Genomic DNA, 17,235 nt, shown 5'->3' with positions numbered 1-17,235 from the left:
AACGGCTTGATATTGCGAAGGTTTCCCCGTTTTATCTTTGCAAGCAAGGGCTTGAGCGGTTTCTACTGATTCGATTGATTCTGAAGAATTCGATCTGTTTTGAAAATTTTTAGCACAAATTTAGCACAGCACTTTGGACCTCAAAAGGCCTGAAACGGTCCGCCAATCTAACTTCAGCTAGTCTCTTGCGTATATGCCAAATATGGCATAACATAGCACGAGATGGCCTCGTAGAGGAGATGAAGCCGATTCATTTTGTCGGAACGTCACGGAAGAATATTCGCAAACTTCCGGACAGCGCACAGGAAACGGCTGGCTTTCAGCTATTCAAAGTCCAGCAGGGAAAAGAAACGGATGATTGTGAACCGATGCCGGGTGTCGGATCAGGAGTCCGTGAAATCAGGGTTCGGGATGAAAACGGGGCCTATCGAGTCTTCTATGTGGCCAAGTTCGAAGAAGCCGTGCATGTCCTCCATGTGTTTGAGAAGCGTTCACAGAAGACGGCGAGGGCTGACCTAGAATTCGGAAAGAGCCGATATGCTGATCTGCTCAAGTGGAGAAGGGAAGAAGGCCTATGAAACGCGCCACTGTGACGAAAGGCAGTGGAAATATCTTTCGAGACCTTGGGTTTTCGGAAGAACGATCCGCGGAACTGATTCTGAAAAGCAGTTTATTGCAGGCGCTTCAGGAGACCATCAGGGAACGAGGCTGGAAGCAGGCAGAAGCGGCAACCCAACTCGGCATTGACCAAGCCAAGATCTCTAAGCTACTCGCCGGCCAGATGGCCGGGTTCTCGGTCGAACGTCTCGTTCACTTCCTCTCCTTGTTGGGCCAAGATGTAGAAGTCACTGTGCGTCGAGCTCCGCGTGGACAGCGATTCGGCACAGTCCGCACGAAGGTATCGAGACGATCGAGCACGTTAGCGGTATCTCGATCGGAGAAAATGCCATGATCAAGAACGGAATGCGTCCGGTCCATCCCGGAGAAATCCTGTTCGAGGAGTTTATGACGCCAGCAGACCTGCCGATCAACGCCCATAGGCTTGCCAAGGCCCTCGAAGTTCCCGCGAATTGTGTGACGGCAATTATTAAGGGACAGCGTGGTATCACGGGCGATGCCGCGGTGTGTCTGGCGACGTTTTTCAACACCACAGCTGAATTTTTGGTAGTGGGTCAGTTTGAAATTTGACCTCTAAGATTTAAGCTTCGCACCATGCTATCATTTCCGCATGGCAGTCAAACGCAAGAAGCGCCCACGCGATCCCATACAGCTCGCGAAGCTCATAGGCGACATAGCCACAGGTCAGACTGAGGATCAGGTGGAGAATGGCAAGAATGCTGCCGCCTCTGAATTGGGGCGCATTGGAGGTCTCAAAGGTGGTGCGGCTCGGGCCAAGAATTTACCCCCTGAGCAGCGAGTTGAAATTGCGAGGATCGCCGCTAATGCACGGTGGGAAAAGAGCCGCTAGCTCGCCTTCGCTGCTTCGTCAGGACCATTCTTTCGCCAGTTAACATCGTCCAAGAAATCAAGGGGCATAGTAATAGGCTCTTCGTCTTGATGGATGCTATTCCAGTGATCAGCATCTAGGGTGAGATGATAGGCATCACCGACCATCTGTTCACGTCGTTGGACTAAGCTCTTAAGCATCGGCTTTCGTTCAGCTTCATCAATATCAATCCAGAGATATAGCTGCTGGCTGCCTTGTGTAATAGCGATGGCATGGTTCGCTCGATATGGCCTATTGGTCTTCTTGTCGTATCGGACTTCTTCGCGTGCGGACTGTGTAAATTCCTTGGCTAGCATATCGAGCGGATCGGGAGGGGTCGGAAGCTTCCATCCATTCAGGGCTGCAAACTTTGCGACCTGATGCATATCAACTTCTTTATTACCCGTCTGCTCCTTGTAGAAACGGATAAATCTCTGTCTCTCTTGATTTTTTGTTCCCATAGGTTCCCCCTAAATTCCCACTGGTGCAATATCGCCCCAGCCATCCACCAGGGCGCTCGGCGCGACGACAGATCGAATTTTCACAAGATGTTGACGGAAGCGATCATACCTACCTGTTTGGCGCTGCAACTGTCCTGCGACGAGCCCTGGATGAATGTCTAGGGTCTTTGCAAATCCCAGAATGTCCCGCTCATTGAAAAATGGAGATTTGCGAGCGATAAAGCGTGCTAGAGATTGCTGGGGTACGCAGAAGTTTGCTGCCGCTTCATTGGCAACGCGCTCTTCTTCTGAAATGTTGGGCCCAGTGCCAGCGCGCTCTCCTTCAAGTTCGGCATCCAGCATAATGGAAGCCTGCCCGTGCTGTCGCAAAACGTGTTCAATCTCATGTCGGAGGACGAACCAAAAATTGTCAATCCGATCATGGCGCAAGGACATACCAATAACGGGAGAGTGGTCATTCAACCAAAAGCATACGCCATCAATTTTAGCGGATGTAAGAGACTCAACAATGACATATCGGATGCCGCATTCGGCGAGAATGCGAGGAACTTTACGAGCCTCTTCAGGCGCGGAAAGCAGCAGGTTAAGGCGGTTCACCGCATCACGTACTCCAGCCGTGGAATATCGTGCAACGAGCATCTCACTTGCGATCTCCTTCACTCGATAAATCCATGCGAGTTGAACGGAGGTCGCAGGCGTGAACGTACTTGTTTTCTTGGCAGCATGGGGAAGAACTTCTATCTCGTTAACTGAGTTCACGCCGAAAAACTTTGTAAGAGCTGCTTCAACCTTTGGCACATTGCGAATATCATCAGCGTCTAGCCAGCCACGCTTAATCATTTCTGAAACCGGCAAATCCCCAAAGAGATGAGCGCGAGTTGCACGGCCCGGATCTGGACGTGCGATGATGCGAGCTTGGGCCAGGTCATATACCTTTTGAAGTTCAAGAAACTTCTCAGCAGGAGTACTAAAAACATCTCCAACCAACAAGGCAAAATCGGCATCCACTGCCTTTTTGCCAGAAATGATCTTGCTAATGACGGTCTCATCAATCCCCAGCACAATGGCCAAGACACGCTTAGACCACCCCCGTAAAATCAACAGCTCTTCAATGAGTTGCCCTGGTGTTCTATAGTTATTGTCTGCGTGCATGGCCATCATGCTATGCCAAACAGCCAAACCGTGTCAAGGCTAAACTTGCCAATTTTGGCAAACTGACCTTTATGCTTGACACTTAAGAGATTAAGAGTCATATGCTTGACTCATGAACAGGCTATCTAGAGAAAAGCGAGCCAAAATTCTCGGCATGCTGGTTGAGGGTGTTTCAATTCGCGCAATCTCTCGCATGACGGGCGCGAGCAAGAATACCGTCGTCAAGCTGCTGGCAGATGCAGGACAGGCCTTTTCCGAATATCAGGATCAAAAGCTGCATAACCTGCCGTGCAAAAGAATCCAACTCGATGATATTTGGAGTTTTGTATATCCCAAAGTGAAGAATGTACCGTGTGCTGTTGCTGCCCCTGAGATTGCAGGTGATGTCTGGACGTGGACGGCCATAGATGCTGATACCAAACTCATCGTTTCATGGCTCGTCGGAGATCGAAGCGGGGAAACAGCCTGTCGTTTTGTGAGGGATTTTGCGGATCGCCTCAAGCATCGTGTTCAGATCACGACCGATGGACACAAGGCCTATCTCCAAGCGATTGAGGAAGCGCTTGGGAATGATGCCGGCCATGCCATGCTTGAGAGGATTTATGCCGCGCCATCACAGACAGGCACTACACGATATCGCCCGGCTGAATGCTGCGGAACACGTACCCATCGGGTAATAGGCAATCCCGACCCTGCACATACCTCGGCGAGCTTTGCTGAACGGCAAAATCTCTCAATGCGCATGAGTATTCGTTGCTTCACTCGGTTAACCAATGCCTTCTCAAAGAAGATCGAGAATCATTTATATGCGATTTCTATCTATTTCATGCACTACAACTTCTGCCGGATTCATCAGACATTGCGCGTAACGCCAGCGATGGAAGCTGGTATTGTCGGTCATGTCTGGAGCTTGGAAGAGTTGGTGGCGTTGATCGATTCAAACTGACCCACACGCTGAATTCTGGATGAATCTGCAGATGACCTATGAGCTGCGCCTCGCCGAAAGAGCTTTGCCGAAGAAGGTCATCAAGCACATCGAACAGCACAGGGATGCGCTTGTCTCGGACTGATGATGGCGCGGCACACACAGGCTGAGTAATAAGTCAGACGAGGTTCCCTCTTCGAGATCAGCCTGGAGATCGGCGCAAGCGGTCAACCTTGGCACATTGGTTAGAGCGGGCGTGTCACTCAGGCAGGAAGCTGTGGACCGTACGGCGAGAAAGGATTCCCGAACTAGAAAATCAGGACACGTTTCATAGGCCGTTGACTAGCATGAGACTAAAGAGTAGCTTTTCTTACGAGTGCTGAACACTCCAATTATTTTGACTACTCTTCTCAATGTGATTGAGCGAAATTAGATGCGAAAAGATCTTTGGCAAGCCATGCTCGATGCAGACATGAATGTGCGGTACTGGAGATACCTCTGTCAGCGTTATTTGAAGCGAGAACGAACCATAAAAGTATTTTTAGCGGTCACCTCTTCTGGTACGGTTGCTTCCTGGACCATTTGGGGAGACCTTCCATTCCTATGGAAATTCTTTTCTGCTTTGTCGGCCCTGATCGCAATTGTATCACCAATCCTCAATTACCAGGGAACGATAGAGTCGCTTTCCACCCTTAGCGGAAAATGGTGGGAAGCAAAACGAGATTATGAGAACTATTGGATGCGGCTTGAGAGTGCTCAACCGCCAGAAGAGCTTGGAAAAGAATTTCACTCAACAAAATCAAGAGAAAGTGAACTCATAAAAATGGAAACAAAGCTCCCTCACAACGCTCGACTTTTGAAGCGCAGCCAAAAGGAAGTCCTACAATCACGTGGCCTCACTAACTAAGGAGGTACTGTCATGAGTTCCGACTCTGAAGACAGAAAGAAAGAGGATAGAGAACAGGCACAGCAGGCAGAGCGCGTGAAAGATCACCGAGATGCATGGGACAGGCCAGAAAAAGACTTAATACAAAAGGTTGAAGCACCAAACCCATGGCCAGACCCACCACCCAGAGGGACGGACAAAAATCCAGACAGGACTTAAGAGTTGTCTCGATGTAGGGATCACACCAGGATCACAAGAAAGACATGGAACCATTCTATGTAGGCATCAGATTCTGTACTCACACTTTCCAATCGCCTTGCTATAGGGGATCAACTGCTGGGGTAGTTGCCTGGCCTTGCCATTCACGCTCGCACGAGAGAGGCCAGGCTGTCGCTCGTTGTGCGCATCGAGCGACCCCCGCTTTATCGTGGAGGCTCTACGAGCAAGGAGAACAGCTTGGCCGCGCCCTATCTCCTCCTGTTCGTTAGTCAATTTTCAGTCTAGCAGGCTGCGGGAAAGCTATTTCGGCACATCAGAAATTCGATGGCCTGCACGTCTGGGAGAACAGAACACGCCCCCTGCAGGATAGCCGTGCGAGACAGGCGAGACGGGCCAAACGAGGTGGGAACCCAATCTGTCCATGTCGCGTTTTTCGCGCCTGGACGCGCTCACGACATCGCAGTAAGGTCGAGTCCACCTGCCGCCGATAAGGTTCATTTCAAACGCGAAAAATAGAATGACCCGGTTTTCTCTCCTAGCGTCTTGCGCAAGCTCACACCTTTTTAGAGCCAAGTTGTTGAAGCAGCGCTGCTATCATCGTAATCACTGCCGTTGCATCAGTACGGCTCCACTCGATCTGGCTTGCTACTTCGTCAGCATGCCGAGCGGGATGAGAAAGAATCTTCATAGCGCGCCGAACGAGACGGAGTCTTGCTGCTTTGCCTTTTGACCGAACATCTTTGAAGAATACCTGAAACTCTGCGTCTTGGACGTCACTGTCACCCATAGCAGTTGAGAGCGATTCCAGGACATCTCGACAGCAACCGACTGCTTCCCGATACTCTCCTCTATGCAAAGCTTGCTGGGCCTTCCCGATATAAACTACCGCCTCCGTCAGTTCCGGCGCCAAACTTTCTGCCAATTCAGGAATCTCAAGAAGCATGATCTTTCGGTATCCAAGCTCATTGAGGACTTCTATCCAGGCACCTTGGTTCACTTGGTGCAACAGGTAGCCACTGGACGCCCGAAGCAATCCAGTTCCCCCATGGAGTTTTCCCCAGCATGTCATAGAGACATTCACGCCGATGGTGAGCCCTTTTCCTTGTCGCAGGTCCTCAATAGCTTGGAGTTGACGTAAGCTGAGATCTGCGACGAGAAGAACAGGAAAGCTACCCTCATATGGCCCAATTGAAAATTGGCCAAATTCTTGGAACAACCTGAGTGAGCCGACATAGCGACCTTCGATCTGCAAGTCACCTGTAAGCCCGTGGAGGATTGCGCCCTCCCCTTCTGGCATACGCATGAAAATCAGATCGACATGGACGAGAAGGCGATAAACACCCAGGCCTGCTTGCCCCTGCACTCGAGCGATTTTCACTTCTGCCACTACTCTTCCATTTAAGGTAAAGTGTCCCATCGTTTCCATCCTCAAGCGAACATGGATCTCAGCCTACAATTCTCCCCGAAAGGCACGATGCAACATTGACTGAAAAAGATCGTCCAGACGGCGGCGGCTGGTGGCTTGCTCGGCTTGCACGGTGCGGATTTCGGACACGCGGGAGGCAAACTCTTTTTGCTGTGGGAGTGGAGGGAGAGGAAAAGGCATTTTGGCAAACCTAGCCGCACCGAGATGTGCAACGTTGGATGTCTTGCTGCTGATGTTGGCAAAATTGCCTCCTCGGAAATAAGCGAGGAACACGGCTAGCGCGAAGTCAGGCAAAACCCTCTTTCTGTCTGGCTGAAACCGGACGAGCGTGTTCTGGAAGCAACAGTCGGCAATTTCATTCCGCCACATGGCAGGTCGGCCAACTAGCTCGGTGCTCTGGCCTTCGTTTAAAAGAATGTCTCCCTCCTCAAGCCGGTATTGCGCAAAGTCTCGCTTATCGAAATCCATTGAGAGCAAATCGCCAACATCTATTTCGTCCTCATAGACGTTGGCGACACGGACGTATGGACGTGTGAACTTTCCTGTCTGATATTTTGGTGCTCGCTGCCTCCCAAGTTGCACCTTTCCAGCTTCATCAATTCGCACAACAGACCAGCTCTTGGGGCTGGTAAACGGGTCGCCGAACATTTCGTGGAAGAGTGCGGGAATGAGGGCGCCGGTGCAACTGTCGGCTTGGACGCGCAGCTTCCGCAACTCGTCCGCTTCATCCAGCAGCTTCACCAGCCGCTCCTGCTCTGCCAGCGGAGGAACAGGTAATTGAAGCCTCGCTAACTCCGAAGTCTTCATCGAAGGCAGGTCTGCTTGGTGAGCAACGCCAGACAGGTCAATTCCACAGAGCCAATAGTAGGCGAAGCGCGTATTCAGCAATGGACGCGGGACGATGACTGCGAGGTGGCTGACGACATGAGCCTCGATTCCAAGAATTGCCCGATGGTTGAGCCTAATGGAAGCACCGCTCTTCGGAACAAGGATTGAGCCAACGGGGAAACGTTTCAGTCTCACGGATGCCGATGGTGAAAGACGGTCTTTAGTTTCAGCGAGGCAGGTGGATTGTCCCAGCCTGCCAACGTCTTGCATCCGAACGAAAGGAACACCGTCTTCTGCAAAGTCTTCAGGTCGCTGCGGTGCGGGATTGCCAGCAGTTACTTGAGCAACGTCACCCAACGGCTTGGTCGGCCAGCGTTTCATTTCTTTCCACTGATTTGTGCAAGTAGTGCGTTGCCACGCTTGATGATTTCATTTTCCAGCTTGAGCACATCACCGAGAATTTCTCTTGGTGAATCGTGAATGGCGGCCTCAACGGTGATGAGCTTGTAGCGGCCAGCTGCGAGGCTCCAGTCATGCTCTCGAATTTTTTCAATCGGCACGCGGTAGCTGTTCGGACCTTCCTCGCGGTTCGGCCATTTGGCAAACACGTCGGGAATGTCATTGGCGTTGATTGGCGTGCGCTTATCGTCGAGACTGTAGCCGTCGGCGGTCAAATCATAGAACCAGACGCTTTGCGTCGGCTTGCTCTTCTGGAAAATCAATGCGGCGGTACCGACACCGGAATAGGGCTTGAACACACCGCTGGGGAGGCTAATGACGGCTTGCAGGTCGCATTCGGTTAGGAGTAATTCGCGCAGGCTCGTAGCCGCGTTGTTTGAGCCGAAGAGCACGCCGTTGGGCACGATGACGCCTGCCCGTCCACCGGGCGCGAGATGATCGATGAACCATTTGAGAAAGAGCAGTTCCGTGGCGCGGGTGTTCAGTTTGTAATTGAGATCAGACAGAATGCTTTCGTCCTGCACCTTTCCGGCGAACGGCGGGTTGGCGAGAATGACATCGAACTGTTGGCCTGGATAGGCGCCGCCGAAACCGGTGGTGAGCGGGTTCAGCATGGAGACCCGCGCCTTTTCCAACTGGTGGAGATAGAGGTTGAGGATGGCGATTTTTACCATGTTGGCGTCGTTGTCGAAGCCGGTGAAGGCATGCTCTTCGAGGAACTTCCATTGTGCAGGCTTGAGCATCCCGCCGTCCGCGAGGCCGCGCTTCAGATCTGCCGATTTGGTGTGCTGCCGGAGAATGTGGGTGAAGGCTGAGATGAGGAAGCCCGCCGTGCCACAGGCCGGGTCACAGATTCGCTGCCCAGGCTGAGGGTCCACGAGCGATACCATGAGGTCGATGATATGGCGCGGGGTGCGGAACTGGCCGTTGGTGCCGGAGGCCGACAGCTTGCTCAAAAGATACTCGTACATGTCGCCCTTGAGATCGTGGCCGTCGTGGGCAGACAAGTCCATGCCATGGATAGCTTGTATGACGGCACGCAACGTGGGACGGTCGTAGATCTTGAGGGTGGCTCGGCTGAAGAGGAGCTTGCCGGTATCGGTCAGGCCGGGAAGCTCGTGGAGCTTTTCGATCGCGTCGCGGACGGCGCTGAACAGTTGGTCGCCTGTCAACGTGACGAAGTTGCCCCAGGCGTAGCGAGACCATTTGCCGGAGAAGATGCAGACATATTTCTTGTCGAGGCTCGCCAGAACGTTATCTTTCTCCGTCAGCAGGCGCAGGAACAACAGATAGGAAATCTGCTCGATGGAATCCATCGGGTTGTTCACACCGCCAGCCCAAAGGATGTTCATCAGCTGGTCGACCTTTTGCCGGAGGCCGGAGGAAAAGAAATTCGAGGGCGTGGCAAGGGCCTGAGCGACCACTGAATCGGACTGTACGGGAGGCGTGCGCATGGGTGTTCTGGGATCCTTCCTGAGTTGCTCTTTACGGGCCAATCAGGCCATCCGGATAACAACAGTTTTATAAGCCGTTGGATTGTCTGACATTATGCCTTTCCTCTTCGTTGTTTTCCTTCGAGGGTAGAAAACAACTGGATTGGGGGAGGCATGTTCGGTTTGCTATAACGCCGGGCGCGAGTACCTGCTGCCGGGTTGAGGATAACCAACAAGCCCTGTTCCAGCCACTTCTTAATCTGCTTGGAGGCCGTCAGCACATCGTCGGTTTCCATCGCCTTGCGAACTTCGGTATTGCCGATGGAGCCATGCTGATCGATATGCCGACTCACCTGCTCCCAGGCAGTCGGCCTATGATCGTTGAGCAGGAAGACAATGACCGCTTCACGCTGAACCTGTGGACGAGTCTGGTAGAGCGGCGGGTACAGCCCGACCGCCTGCATGGTACCGAACATCATCCGTACGCCCTCACCTGCATCGAGATTCGGTGGAGAAGGAAACTCGCGGAGGTGGTTAACCAGGACGGGGTTGCGGGTATGAGTCCCGATGGTGCCGATATTGGCGGCAGTGACAGGACCGGCCAGCAAGCCGGGGCTTTCCACTTCGATGCGATCGGAGAAGATGCGGATATGCACATCGGCAGGCAGACGATAGTCCCGGTGGATCAGGGCGTTGGTGATGGCCTCCTTGATGACACGAACGGGATAGCTTTGGACGATCTCGAACCCAAGCGGTCCCATCTGCACCCCGCTGGCTAATTCACTCACGACGTAATCCGTGGTGTCCTGAATCTGACGAATGATTGGGCCGGAGATCGTTCGCGGTGGCTTGAGCAAATTAGTATGCGGATCGGTCTGAACTCGATTGCCTCGATAGTGGAACACACGAACGGCTGCCTTGCCGCTGAGAAGGCCTGAGGGCTCCTCGGCAAAGAGCAGCACGGCTGCACGGGTTGGGCGCAGCCTCCCCTGTGCATCGGGCCTGGCCAGGCCGATATGGCGCAGGGCCTCGGCAATGGGGCGCGTCAGCCGGCGATGCTGGGCATACTGCTTCCAATAGTCGGTATCGAGTAATTCCACATCGATCGGTTCCAACTGTGCTTCCACAGAAATCGTGCCGCGCGCAAAGGACAAGTCGTTGATCTCGTTCGCCGTCAATTCCTTATTGCCCTTATCGAGACGGACCCATGTGCCATCATCCACAATGGAATGGATGCGATTACTCTTCTCGATTTTCAAGAACACAACCGACCCCTTGGTGCCATCACGGAGCGTACACCCTATCTCGACGGGCGAACATGGGAGCAGGTTCGGTTCCGTAATCCGGGACTGAAGCTGTCGGCGAAGTTCGTCCCAGTTGGTCGGGTTCTCCTGAATGCCGTACACGCGGGCGCGGCCCTTGGCCTTGTCGGGATCTTCGAACCCCAGCGCGATGATGCCGCCTTCGCTGTTGGCAAGAGCCACAACGGATTCGAGGGCGGAGGTCAACTTGCCCGCCAGGCGCTTGCACTCGAACTGGCTACTCTCCTCCCATTGGAGAAGGTCGTCGATGAACGTGTCATCGAAGGGAGGGTGAGCTTGTGGTGGTACCGTTTGAGTCATCTGCACATCCGTGTTGAATCAGCCCCTCACGGATGAGGGCCTGAGGAACGTTGCGACCCAGCCAATGCACTCTGCCGGACGAGCGTAGACTGGCGCAAAGCCTCGAAGACCTGTTCGCGGCCTTCGAAGCGAGCGAGCGCAGAGACACCGCCCAACTGATTGAACTGGCTGGCAGTAAACAGGGTCATATCTCCAGCCATGAAGCGCCGGAGTGCCGTTGAATCTTCGGCCAAAAGTTGCGCCGTGGCGTCCACCCATTTCTGCTCGCTGTAACGGAGATTGAACCGGGCCGCAATAGAATCCACGGTGTCGGTCACAATGGCTTCGCGCGTCGGCAGCGGCTTACGACCGAGCGCATTATAGACGAAGGCCGGTGTCGTTGCGGGAACGCCATAGGAAATAATGAGCTTGTCCGGCGAGTAATACATCTCCGGACGATGGTAGAACCGCTCGTTGAGAATGGTTTCGATAGCGTCGTCGTCTTCGGCTTCAACGGCGGCTTTAAGCGCGGGCGTCTTCTCAACGAACTCCTGGATGTCGCGCTCGTAGCCGCCACGGAAGGTCATGATATCCACCTTCTCGCCATTGGGCCCAACGATACGGACCTCATGGCTCACAAGAGTGTCTATCCCCTCCCACGTCGGAACCACACGCGTTGGTTTTTGCCGTGACGGAGGCTCTGGCTGACCTTCGGCAACTACACTGTATCCACCATCACCCCGGGCATAGGAACCAGTGGCAACGGTCGGCTTCTTTTCACGAGGAACCTCCAACGGTACCGAGTAGTCGTAATGCTCCTCGAAGTATTCTGCGACAGCACAAAAATCCAGGAGGTAGAAGCATGACTTCTCGTAGGCGGTGTGGCCGACCATGAACGTATACAGGCGGGTGCCACGGCCTTTGATCTGGATATATTCTGTCGGGGAAAAGACCGGGCGAAAGAGGCCAATGTTGAGCAGGTCGCGGCAGTTGTAGCCGGTGGAGAGCATGTCTACGGATACCGCGATGCGCTCGGCGCGTTTGCCGTCGCGGAACTCCTTCGCCAGCACTGACGCCTCTGGAATGCGCGATGTGATCGTCAAGGCAATGCCGGGTTGCAGCTCGTTGAAGATCTTCGTGAGGTTGGTGGCATGCGTCTGATTCACCGCAAAGATGATGGATTTACCGATGGCCCCAGCCGGGTCTTTCTGCGCTTCCTTGAGAAACGCTTCGCACATGAGGCGGTTGCGAGTGGGCGTGAAAATCTTCTTTTCTAAATCCTGGACTTTAAAACTCTCCTCCTGCTCGCTGACGACGACTGCCCAGCCGGATTCGGCGAGTGCCTTCGTCGTGATATCGGAGCGAAGATCGAAAATCTTAGGCAGGCAGAGAAACGGGCCTTCGGGGTCCTTCACGGCGTCGATGATATCGTAGCGAAATGTCGGAAAGCCCGGCTTGCACCCGAAGTAATGGTAGGTGTCGCGCAACTGACGAGCTTCCAAGGCCTGGGGGTTCTCTTCTGCCAATTGTTCCAGGTTGATGTTCTTGAGGTAGGCCTTGGGCGTAGCGGTAAGCCCTATGCGCGTGGCTTGGAAGAATTGGACAACTTCGCGGGCATCGCCATAGATGGAGCGGTGCGCCTCATCATTGATGACAAGATCGAAGTAGAACGGCGTGAACTCTTCGCGGTAGCGGCGGTCGGTCATGAGCGATTGAATGGTGGCCACGACCACCGAGGCACCCAGAAGTTCACCCGTGCGGCGGGCCGTCTTATAAATGACCGGCTTGAACTCCGGCAACACGACAGCAAAGTCCTCAATGGTCTGCTTCGCAAGTTCGATGCGGTCCACAATGAACAGGACGCGCTCGGCATTGCGGCTCATCAGAAACTGGCGGATCAGTGCGGCACAAAGCAACGTTTTACCGGTGCCGGTGGCCATTTCGAGGAGGAACGTCCGAAGACCTTTGGTATCGAACAGGCGAGCGATCTCTTCCATCGCCCGAATCTGGTAGCGCCTCAGAGTGAGGTCGTGCTTGAGATGACGGAGATACTCGGGCGCAATGATTTCACTTTCGAGGGGGCGCGGCGGCTGAAGATTCTTTAACCGGATCCGTTCGAGGTCTTCTCGCGAAGGCAGACGCTCGATGCGGTAGGCATCACGCTGGTCGGCACGCTCGTAGTTCCAAAACCAATGCTCGCGACCGTTGGACAGAATGATAAACGGAGCGTTGAGATTTTCGGCGTACCCACGGGCCTGTTCTTTTGCGTCGTAAGGGTCGAGGCCTTCGCGCTTCGCTTCAAGCACACAGAGCACCCGGCCGAGGCTGTCTTTGAGCAGGTAGTCCGCTCGCCCATTCCCTGTATGCAGCTCGAATTGGACTTGCTGAGGCTTCAGCAAATCCCACCCGCTGAACTCTAAGGCTTTGTCGATGAGGATGCGGGAGAAGGCTTCAGGTTGGCTCATTGTCGCTCGAATTCCTCAGTCTCAGAGGTGGTGCCGCAGAATACCCGTTTCCCCGCGAGAAAGCACCCCACTTAGGAGGAAGACAGAAATGGACCCATTCATCTTCGTCACTTACGTTCAATCCTGTAGTCATCGGCAGGGAAAGATCGATTTTTGCCACCCTCTCTTCCTTTTTTGCGCCCTCGACAGCCTCGTAGACACCTGCTCGTCCTTCATTCTCGACATTTAGGCTTCCTCTGGCTATCGCATCGGAGTTGCATTTCTCCTTTCCCGCTGCCTTTGCGTCAACTGCCCTAAACTGCCACAAGCTGCCGCAAACTGCCTAATTCATTTCACCCGCTCCCACCGGTAAGGTCAGCACCGTCACGAGCATCATCGGAAGGAGATCCTCGCATGAAGCGCACGCTGTTATCTGTGAAAGAACTCGCCGAGGAATTGGGCATCAGTGTGGATTCCGTCTACCGCGCGTATCGGTCGGGAGAAATTCCCGGGGCCCAAATCGCCCGCACCATTCGATTCGATCTGCAGCAGGTCCGCCAGGCCATGGAGGCGCGAGCTAAGGCCATGCCGAACAGTCAGTGCACCAAGCGGCGCGCGACCGCCGGCACGAGCCGGCGGCGCGCACAGCCAAAAGCCCCCGGACGGTAAGACGGGGGCTCGCATAGCAGAGGAAGGAAAGGACCGTTTATGGACGACCGCATCTTTACCGCAACCATTGATTGGCTCGCGTTCACTGTCCCTCAGGCGACGGTCGAGGAGATGAGTGCCGTCGTCGGTGGAGACTGGTTCGAGACGACGACGGGCTTTCGTGGCTATCCCACCTGCTGGCTCACCAATCAAGGCCGACACGGCGTCGGCAAACTCGGGACGGGTGCCCATCGCAATGCCAAAGAAGTCCACGTCGATCTGTCCGCCGGGATCGTCTCGACCTGGGATGAAGCAAAAATCCGCAGCGTTCTGGCTTGGATCTTTGCTCGCGAGGGACACATTACCCGGATGGATGTGGCCCTGGATGATCGAGCAGCCCTGGTCTCCATCGCACAGGTCAAACAGGCCGTGGGCGCAGGCCAGGCCGTAACGCGGTCACAGAAGTTCCAGGTCATTGCCGGGTCCTCGCTCCGAAATGGCTCCTCCACTGGCGACACCCTCTACTTCGGCAGTCGGGAGAGTCAAACCATGTTGCGTGTCTATGACAAACGACTGGAACTCGAACAGAAAGACCGAGCCGAAGCAAAAGACTATGGCGTCCGATGGGAGCTCGAACTGAAAAAAGATCGCGCACAAGCCTGCGCCAAAGCCTTGCTCACGCTGGAGCCGGACGATTGGCGGGAATTCCTCGTCGGCGTGTTGCGCTCCTATGTCGATTTCCGTGAGACGACCCACGAGGCAGAACCCTGGGAGAAGTACCGGGCACCGTTGCTCTCGTGGTGGGCCTCGTTGACCGAAGGGTTCAAACGTTGCCGGCTCGTGGTGGAGAAGGTCCAGCAGACGCTGGATGACGTGTGTCAGTGGCTCGGCCAGTCCATCAGCGCGATGCTGGCCCTAGCCTATTGCCGACGGGGTGAAGCTTTCCTCCGGGAACTGATTTACGCGGGCTCGAAAAAATGGAAGGCGCGGCACCTCGCCATGCTGAATGAGGGGAGGAGTAAGCGCCCCTATGTGCTTCGTCCGATCTAAGGAGGGAACACCGATGTGTCCAGGCTGTGGAGCAAGAGGCTGCGGGTGCCGATGGGAGCCAGGGGCGCTGGTGCTTACCTGTCAGGAGTGCAAGACAGAATTTACGTTGGTCACAAAAACACCCGGTCATTGGGCCGGGGTCACTGGGTCAGACAGAACACTGACCCGTCATCTCAACCAGGAGGGCCGCATCATGATGGTCAAAGCCGAAGGCAGTGTGCAGGGGTATGTCGAACGGAAGGGCAAGGAGAACCGGGTCTATCGGTCGATGGATCTCTATGTGAAGGGCAAAGATCCGGGGAACCTGCGGCTGAGCATCCCGGAAGAGCATCACAGCCTCATCGAGATCTGTAAGCAGTCGGAAGGCAAACAGGCGCGTGCGTCGGTAGAGATTCGGAAGTTCGAGCAAACCGGCAAGATCTTCTTCGATCTCGTCGGGCTGGAAATTCTGAAGTAAGGCCCGACCACGGGAGGAAGGCCAGTGGACCTCACCATCACGATGATCACGGTCCTACTCATGGCCTTCCTCTCCGGTCTGCTCCTGGACTGGTGAGGGACGGCGGACCTTCCGCGCGGGACGCCGTCCACAAGAAACGCACAAAGGGATCGCAATGGTCTGGACGGATCTCACGCTCGTCAATCAGTTGGAGTTTTCGGCGTTGTTTATCCTCTGTTTCGTAGTGGGGATCGTATGCGGCAAAGGCTGAAACTGGCGCTGTATCTCGGGTTCGTGGATCTGCTCACCTGCTATCTGGTCGTGCTGCCGGTCTCTGCGTTCACGGGCGCAGAATCCATGACCGGGTACGTGCGCCGGGCCACGGCCGCGAATGTCACGGCCATGATGACCGCCTCCAGGGCGGCGACGTTGTCCGCCCTCGGCAGTGCCATGACCGCATCCACGGCTGGGTCGGTGGCCGTGCGTGTGGTCACGTCGTCGGCTGGGTGGCCGCTCTTGGGAATCGCCGTGGGTATGACGTTGGCCATGGTCTACTACGACTCCACGAAAGTCGCCGCGATTAAAACGGCGGCAGCTCCACCGGCGACGTACACGATTCCAGGGTATACCCTGCCTCCTGGTGGGACGATTCAGTTCTGCTCAAATTGTTATTTTGGGGGTGGCCCTGGCTGGTCGGTTCGTGTGCCGAATCATCCGCCGTTTGATGCAAGTCCTGGGTGTGCGGGCACGGCGAACGTGGGCCCGGTGCCCGCAGGCTGGGCGGGGTGGTATTCGTATGGGAATGCAGCGGGATGTCAAGCGCTGCACGCCACGACGACCGATTCAAGTTCTGCGGTGTTGGCGCCCGCGGCTCCACTGACTACAACGGATATTCAGAACTATTTAGGGGGCCTGGCGCCTTCGAATGCCAATTCGATGGAATCCAATACCCTGCCGGTCGGGTCTCAGGGTACGCCGACTCCTGCGAATGCCACGAGTTCGATCCCCGTTCCGTCTGCGGGCTTGACGACGGATGTCGTGCCGGCTTCGCAAGTGGCGCCGACCGATGTGGTCGTGAACCCCAATGCGACGCCTCCGGCTGGAACCACGACCACCACAAGTTCTACGCAGCCGACGACGACGACCGCGACCAAAACCACGACCACGACCACCAATCCTGATGGGTCGACCACGGCCACTTCGACGGAAACGGCCACCGAGGCGGCGACGACGTCGTGCGCGGCGGGGAATCACGAACAACGATCGTTCGGGGGAATTTTACAAGTCCATATGGATCTCTGGGCCGGCAGTGGCCTGTTGTCGGCGCTGACTCTGCTTAAAAATCTGACGTGGCCTAGTGCGCTCCCTTCCTTTGCCTTGAGTTCGACGCTGTTTGGCAATTTCACCCTGGATTTCAGCGCCTGGGCCGGCATGCTCACAGCCTTGCGCTCCATCATCATCGCGATAGCCGGATTCGTGGCCTATCGCATCGTCTTTGTGGGGTCAAAATGACAGGGCTCCTGAATCTCATCTACTGCTTCCTCCTGGATATGATCGCCAGCTTCAAAGACATCTGGCTGCTGGGCTGGGATTCGCTGCTCGGTCCGGTCGATACGATCCTCACGTCGATTGGAACCGGTGGCTTAACGGTGCCGGTGATTGCCGATCAATATGCCTGGGTACTGGGCGCGACAGGCATGTCGCAAGCCATGGCCATTATTGCCAGTGCGATGGGTGTGCGGTTCCTGTTGCAGTCGGTGCCGTTTGTCCGGTGGGGGTCC

General features: G+C 55.0%; 19 protein-coding genes. 12 read left to right on the top strand and 7 right to left on the bottom strand.

The annotated features are described in order from the left end of the window. Nucleotides 1–239 precede the first annotated feature (239 nt). From NT179_07495 to NT179_07480, 4 genes are read left to right on the top strand one after another with little or no spacing between them, the layout of a single operon-like run. Entirely contained in the window at nucleotides 240–578 is a 339-nt protein-coding gene (locus tag NT179_07495; protein MCX5721859.1) for a type II toxin-antitoxin system RelE/ParE family toxin, read from the top strand. After that, on the top strand, nucleotides 575–952 hold the full coding sequence (locus tag NT179_07490) for a helix-turn-helix transcriptional regulator (protein MCX5721858.1): 378 nt from the start codon (nucleotides 575–577) through the stop codon (nucleotides 950–952). Before NT179_07495 ends, NT179_07490 begins: the two co-directional genes overlap by 4 nt. Beyond that, nucleotides 949–1,188 (top strand): HigA family addiction module antitoxin, encoded by a 240-nt coding sequence (locus tag NT179_07485; GenBank protein ID MCX5721857.1) that lies wholly within the window; start codon nucleotides 949–951, stop codon nucleotides 1,186–1,188. The genes NT179_07490 and NT179_07485 overlap by 4 nt, the downstream gene beginning before the upstream one ends. 40 nt (nucleotides 1,189–1,228) lie before the next feature. Then, a complete protein-coding gene (locus NT179_07480; protein MCX5721856.1) occupies nucleotides 1,229–1,468 on the top strand; it encodes an RNA-binding protein in 240 nt (79 codons plus the stop codon). Here NT179_07480 and NT179_07475 read toward each other — a convergent pair. Next, on the bottom strand, nucleotides 1,465–1,947 hold the full coding sequence (locus tag NT179_07475) for a hypothetical protein (GenBank protein ID MCX5721855.1): 483 nt from the start codon (nucleotides 1,945–1,947) through the stop codon (nucleotides 1,465–1,467). The genes NT179_07480 and NT179_07475 overlap by 4 nt on opposite strands. A 9-nt stretch (nucleotides 1,948–1,956) precedes the next feature. Next, nucleotides 1,957–3,099: an ImmA/IrrE family metallo-endopeptidase gene (locus NT179_07470; GenBank protein ID MCX5721854.1), complete on the bottom strand. Its 1,143-nt coding sequence runs from the start codon at nucleotides 3,097–3,099 to the stop codon at nucleotides 1,957–1,959. Nucleotides 3,100–3,211: 112 nt separating this feature from the next. Between NT179_07470 and NT179_07465 the strand changes: the two genes are divergently transcribed. The 3 genes from NT179_07465 (at nucleotide 3,212) to NT179_07455 (ending at nucleotide 5,129) form a co-directional block, all read left to right on the top strand. Then, the gene (locus tag NT179_07465; GenBank protein ID MCX5721853.1) at nucleotides 3,212–4,045 is read left to right on the top strand and encodes a DDE-type integrase/transposase/recombinase; all 834 of its coding nucleotides are present in this window, start codon (nucleotides 3,212–3,214) and stop codon (nucleotides 4,043–4,045) included. A 412-nt stretch (nucleotides 4,046–4,457) separates the two neighbouring features. Beyond that, nucleotides 4,458–4,931 (top strand): hypothetical protein, encoded by a 474-nt coding sequence (locus NT179_07460; GenBank protein ID MCX5721852.1) that lies wholly within the window; start codon nucleotides 4,458–4,460, stop codon nucleotides 4,929–4,931. A gap of 12 nt (nucleotides 4,932–4,943) precedes the next feature. Then, on the top strand, nucleotides 4,944–5,129 hold the full coding sequence (locus NT179_07455; GenBank protein ID MCX5721851.1) for a hypothetical protein: 186 nt from the start codon (nucleotides 4,944–4,946) through the stop codon (nucleotides 5,127–5,129). A 553-nt stretch (nucleotides 5,130–5,682) separates the two neighbouring features. Here NT179_07455 and NT179_07450 read toward each other — a convergent pair. From NT179_07450 to NT179_07430, 5 genes are all read right to left on the bottom strand, one after another. Continuing rightward, nucleotides 5,683–6,546: a hypothetical protein gene (locus NT179_07450; protein MCX5721850.1), complete on the bottom strand. Its 864-nt coding sequence runs from the start codon at nucleotides 6,544–6,546 to the stop codon at nucleotides 5,683–5,685. A gap of 33 nt (nucleotides 6,547–6,579) precedes the next feature. Then, on the bottom strand, nucleotides 6,580–7,764 hold the full coding sequence (locus NT179_07445) for a restriction endonuclease subunit S (protein ID MCX5721849.1): 1,185 nt from the start codon (nucleotides 7,762–7,764) through the stop codon (nucleotides 6,580–6,582). After that, nucleotides 7,761–9,296 (bottom strand): class I SAM-dependent DNA methyltransferase, encoded by a 1,536-nt coding sequence (locus tag NT179_07440; protein MCX5721848.1) that lies wholly within the window; start codon nucleotides 9,294–9,296, stop codon nucleotides 7,761–7,763. The genes NT179_07445 and NT179_07440 overlap by 4 nt, the downstream gene beginning before the upstream one ends. A gap of 92 nt (nucleotides 9,297–9,388) precedes the next feature. After that, complete coding sequence (locus NT179_07435) at nucleotides 9,389–10,897, bottom strand: putative DNA binding domain-containing protein (GenBank protein ID MCX5721847.1); 1,509 nt, start codon at nucleotides 10,895–10,897, stop codon at nucleotides 9,389–9,391. 26 nt (nucleotides 10,898–10,923) lie between these two features. Then, on the bottom strand, nucleotides 10,924–13,341 hold the full coding sequence (locus tag NT179_07430) for a DEAD/DEAH box helicase family protein (GenBank protein ID MCX5721846.1): 2,418 nt from the start codon (nucleotides 13,339–13,341) through the stop codon (nucleotides 10,924–10,926). A gap of 393 nt (nucleotides 13,342–13,734) precedes the next feature. Between NT179_07430 and NT179_07425 the strand changes: the two genes are divergently transcribed. The 5 genes from NT179_07425 to NT179_07405 form a co-directional block, all read left to right on the top strand. After that, on the top strand, nucleotides 13,735–13,989 hold the full coding sequence (locus tag NT179_07425; GenBank protein MCX5721845.1) for a helix-turn-helix domain-containing protein: 255 nt from the start codon (nucleotides 13,735–13,737) through the stop codon (nucleotides 13,987–13,989). Between the two features lie 39 nt (nucleotides 13,990–14,028). After that, on the top strand, nucleotides 14,029–15,018 hold the full coding sequence (locus tag NT179_07420) for a replication initiation factor domain-containing protein (protein ID MCX5721844.1): 990 nt from the start codon (nucleotides 14,029–14,031) through the stop codon (nucleotides 15,016–15,018). A 193-nt stretch (nucleotides 15,019–15,211) separates the two neighbouring features. Then, a complete protein-coding gene (locus NT179_07415; protein MCX5721843.1) occupies nucleotides 15,212–15,475 on the top strand; it encodes a hypothetical protein in 264 nt (87 codons plus the stop codon). A 234-nt stretch (nucleotides 15,476–15,709) separates the two neighbouring features. Next, nucleotides 15,710–16,966: a hypothetical protein gene (locus NT179_07410; GenBank protein MCX5721842.1), complete on the top strand. Its 1,257-nt coding sequence runs from the start codon at nucleotides 15,710–15,712 to the stop codon at nucleotides 16,964–16,966. Then, the coding region (locus NT179_07405; GenBank protein MCX5721841.1) for a hypothetical protein at nucleotides 16,963–17,235 on the top strand (273 nt) is incomplete at its 3' end. The genes NT179_07410 and NT179_07405, both read left to right, overlap by 4 nt.

It is taken from the genome of Nitrospirota bacterium (assembly GCA_026387665.1).
Lineage (GTDB): Bacteria > Nitrospirota > Nitrospiria > Nitrospirales > Nitrospiraceae > Palsa-1315.
The sequence above is the reverse complement of the archived record's forward strand: the minus strand, read 5'-3'. Positions and strand labels throughout refer to the sequence as shown.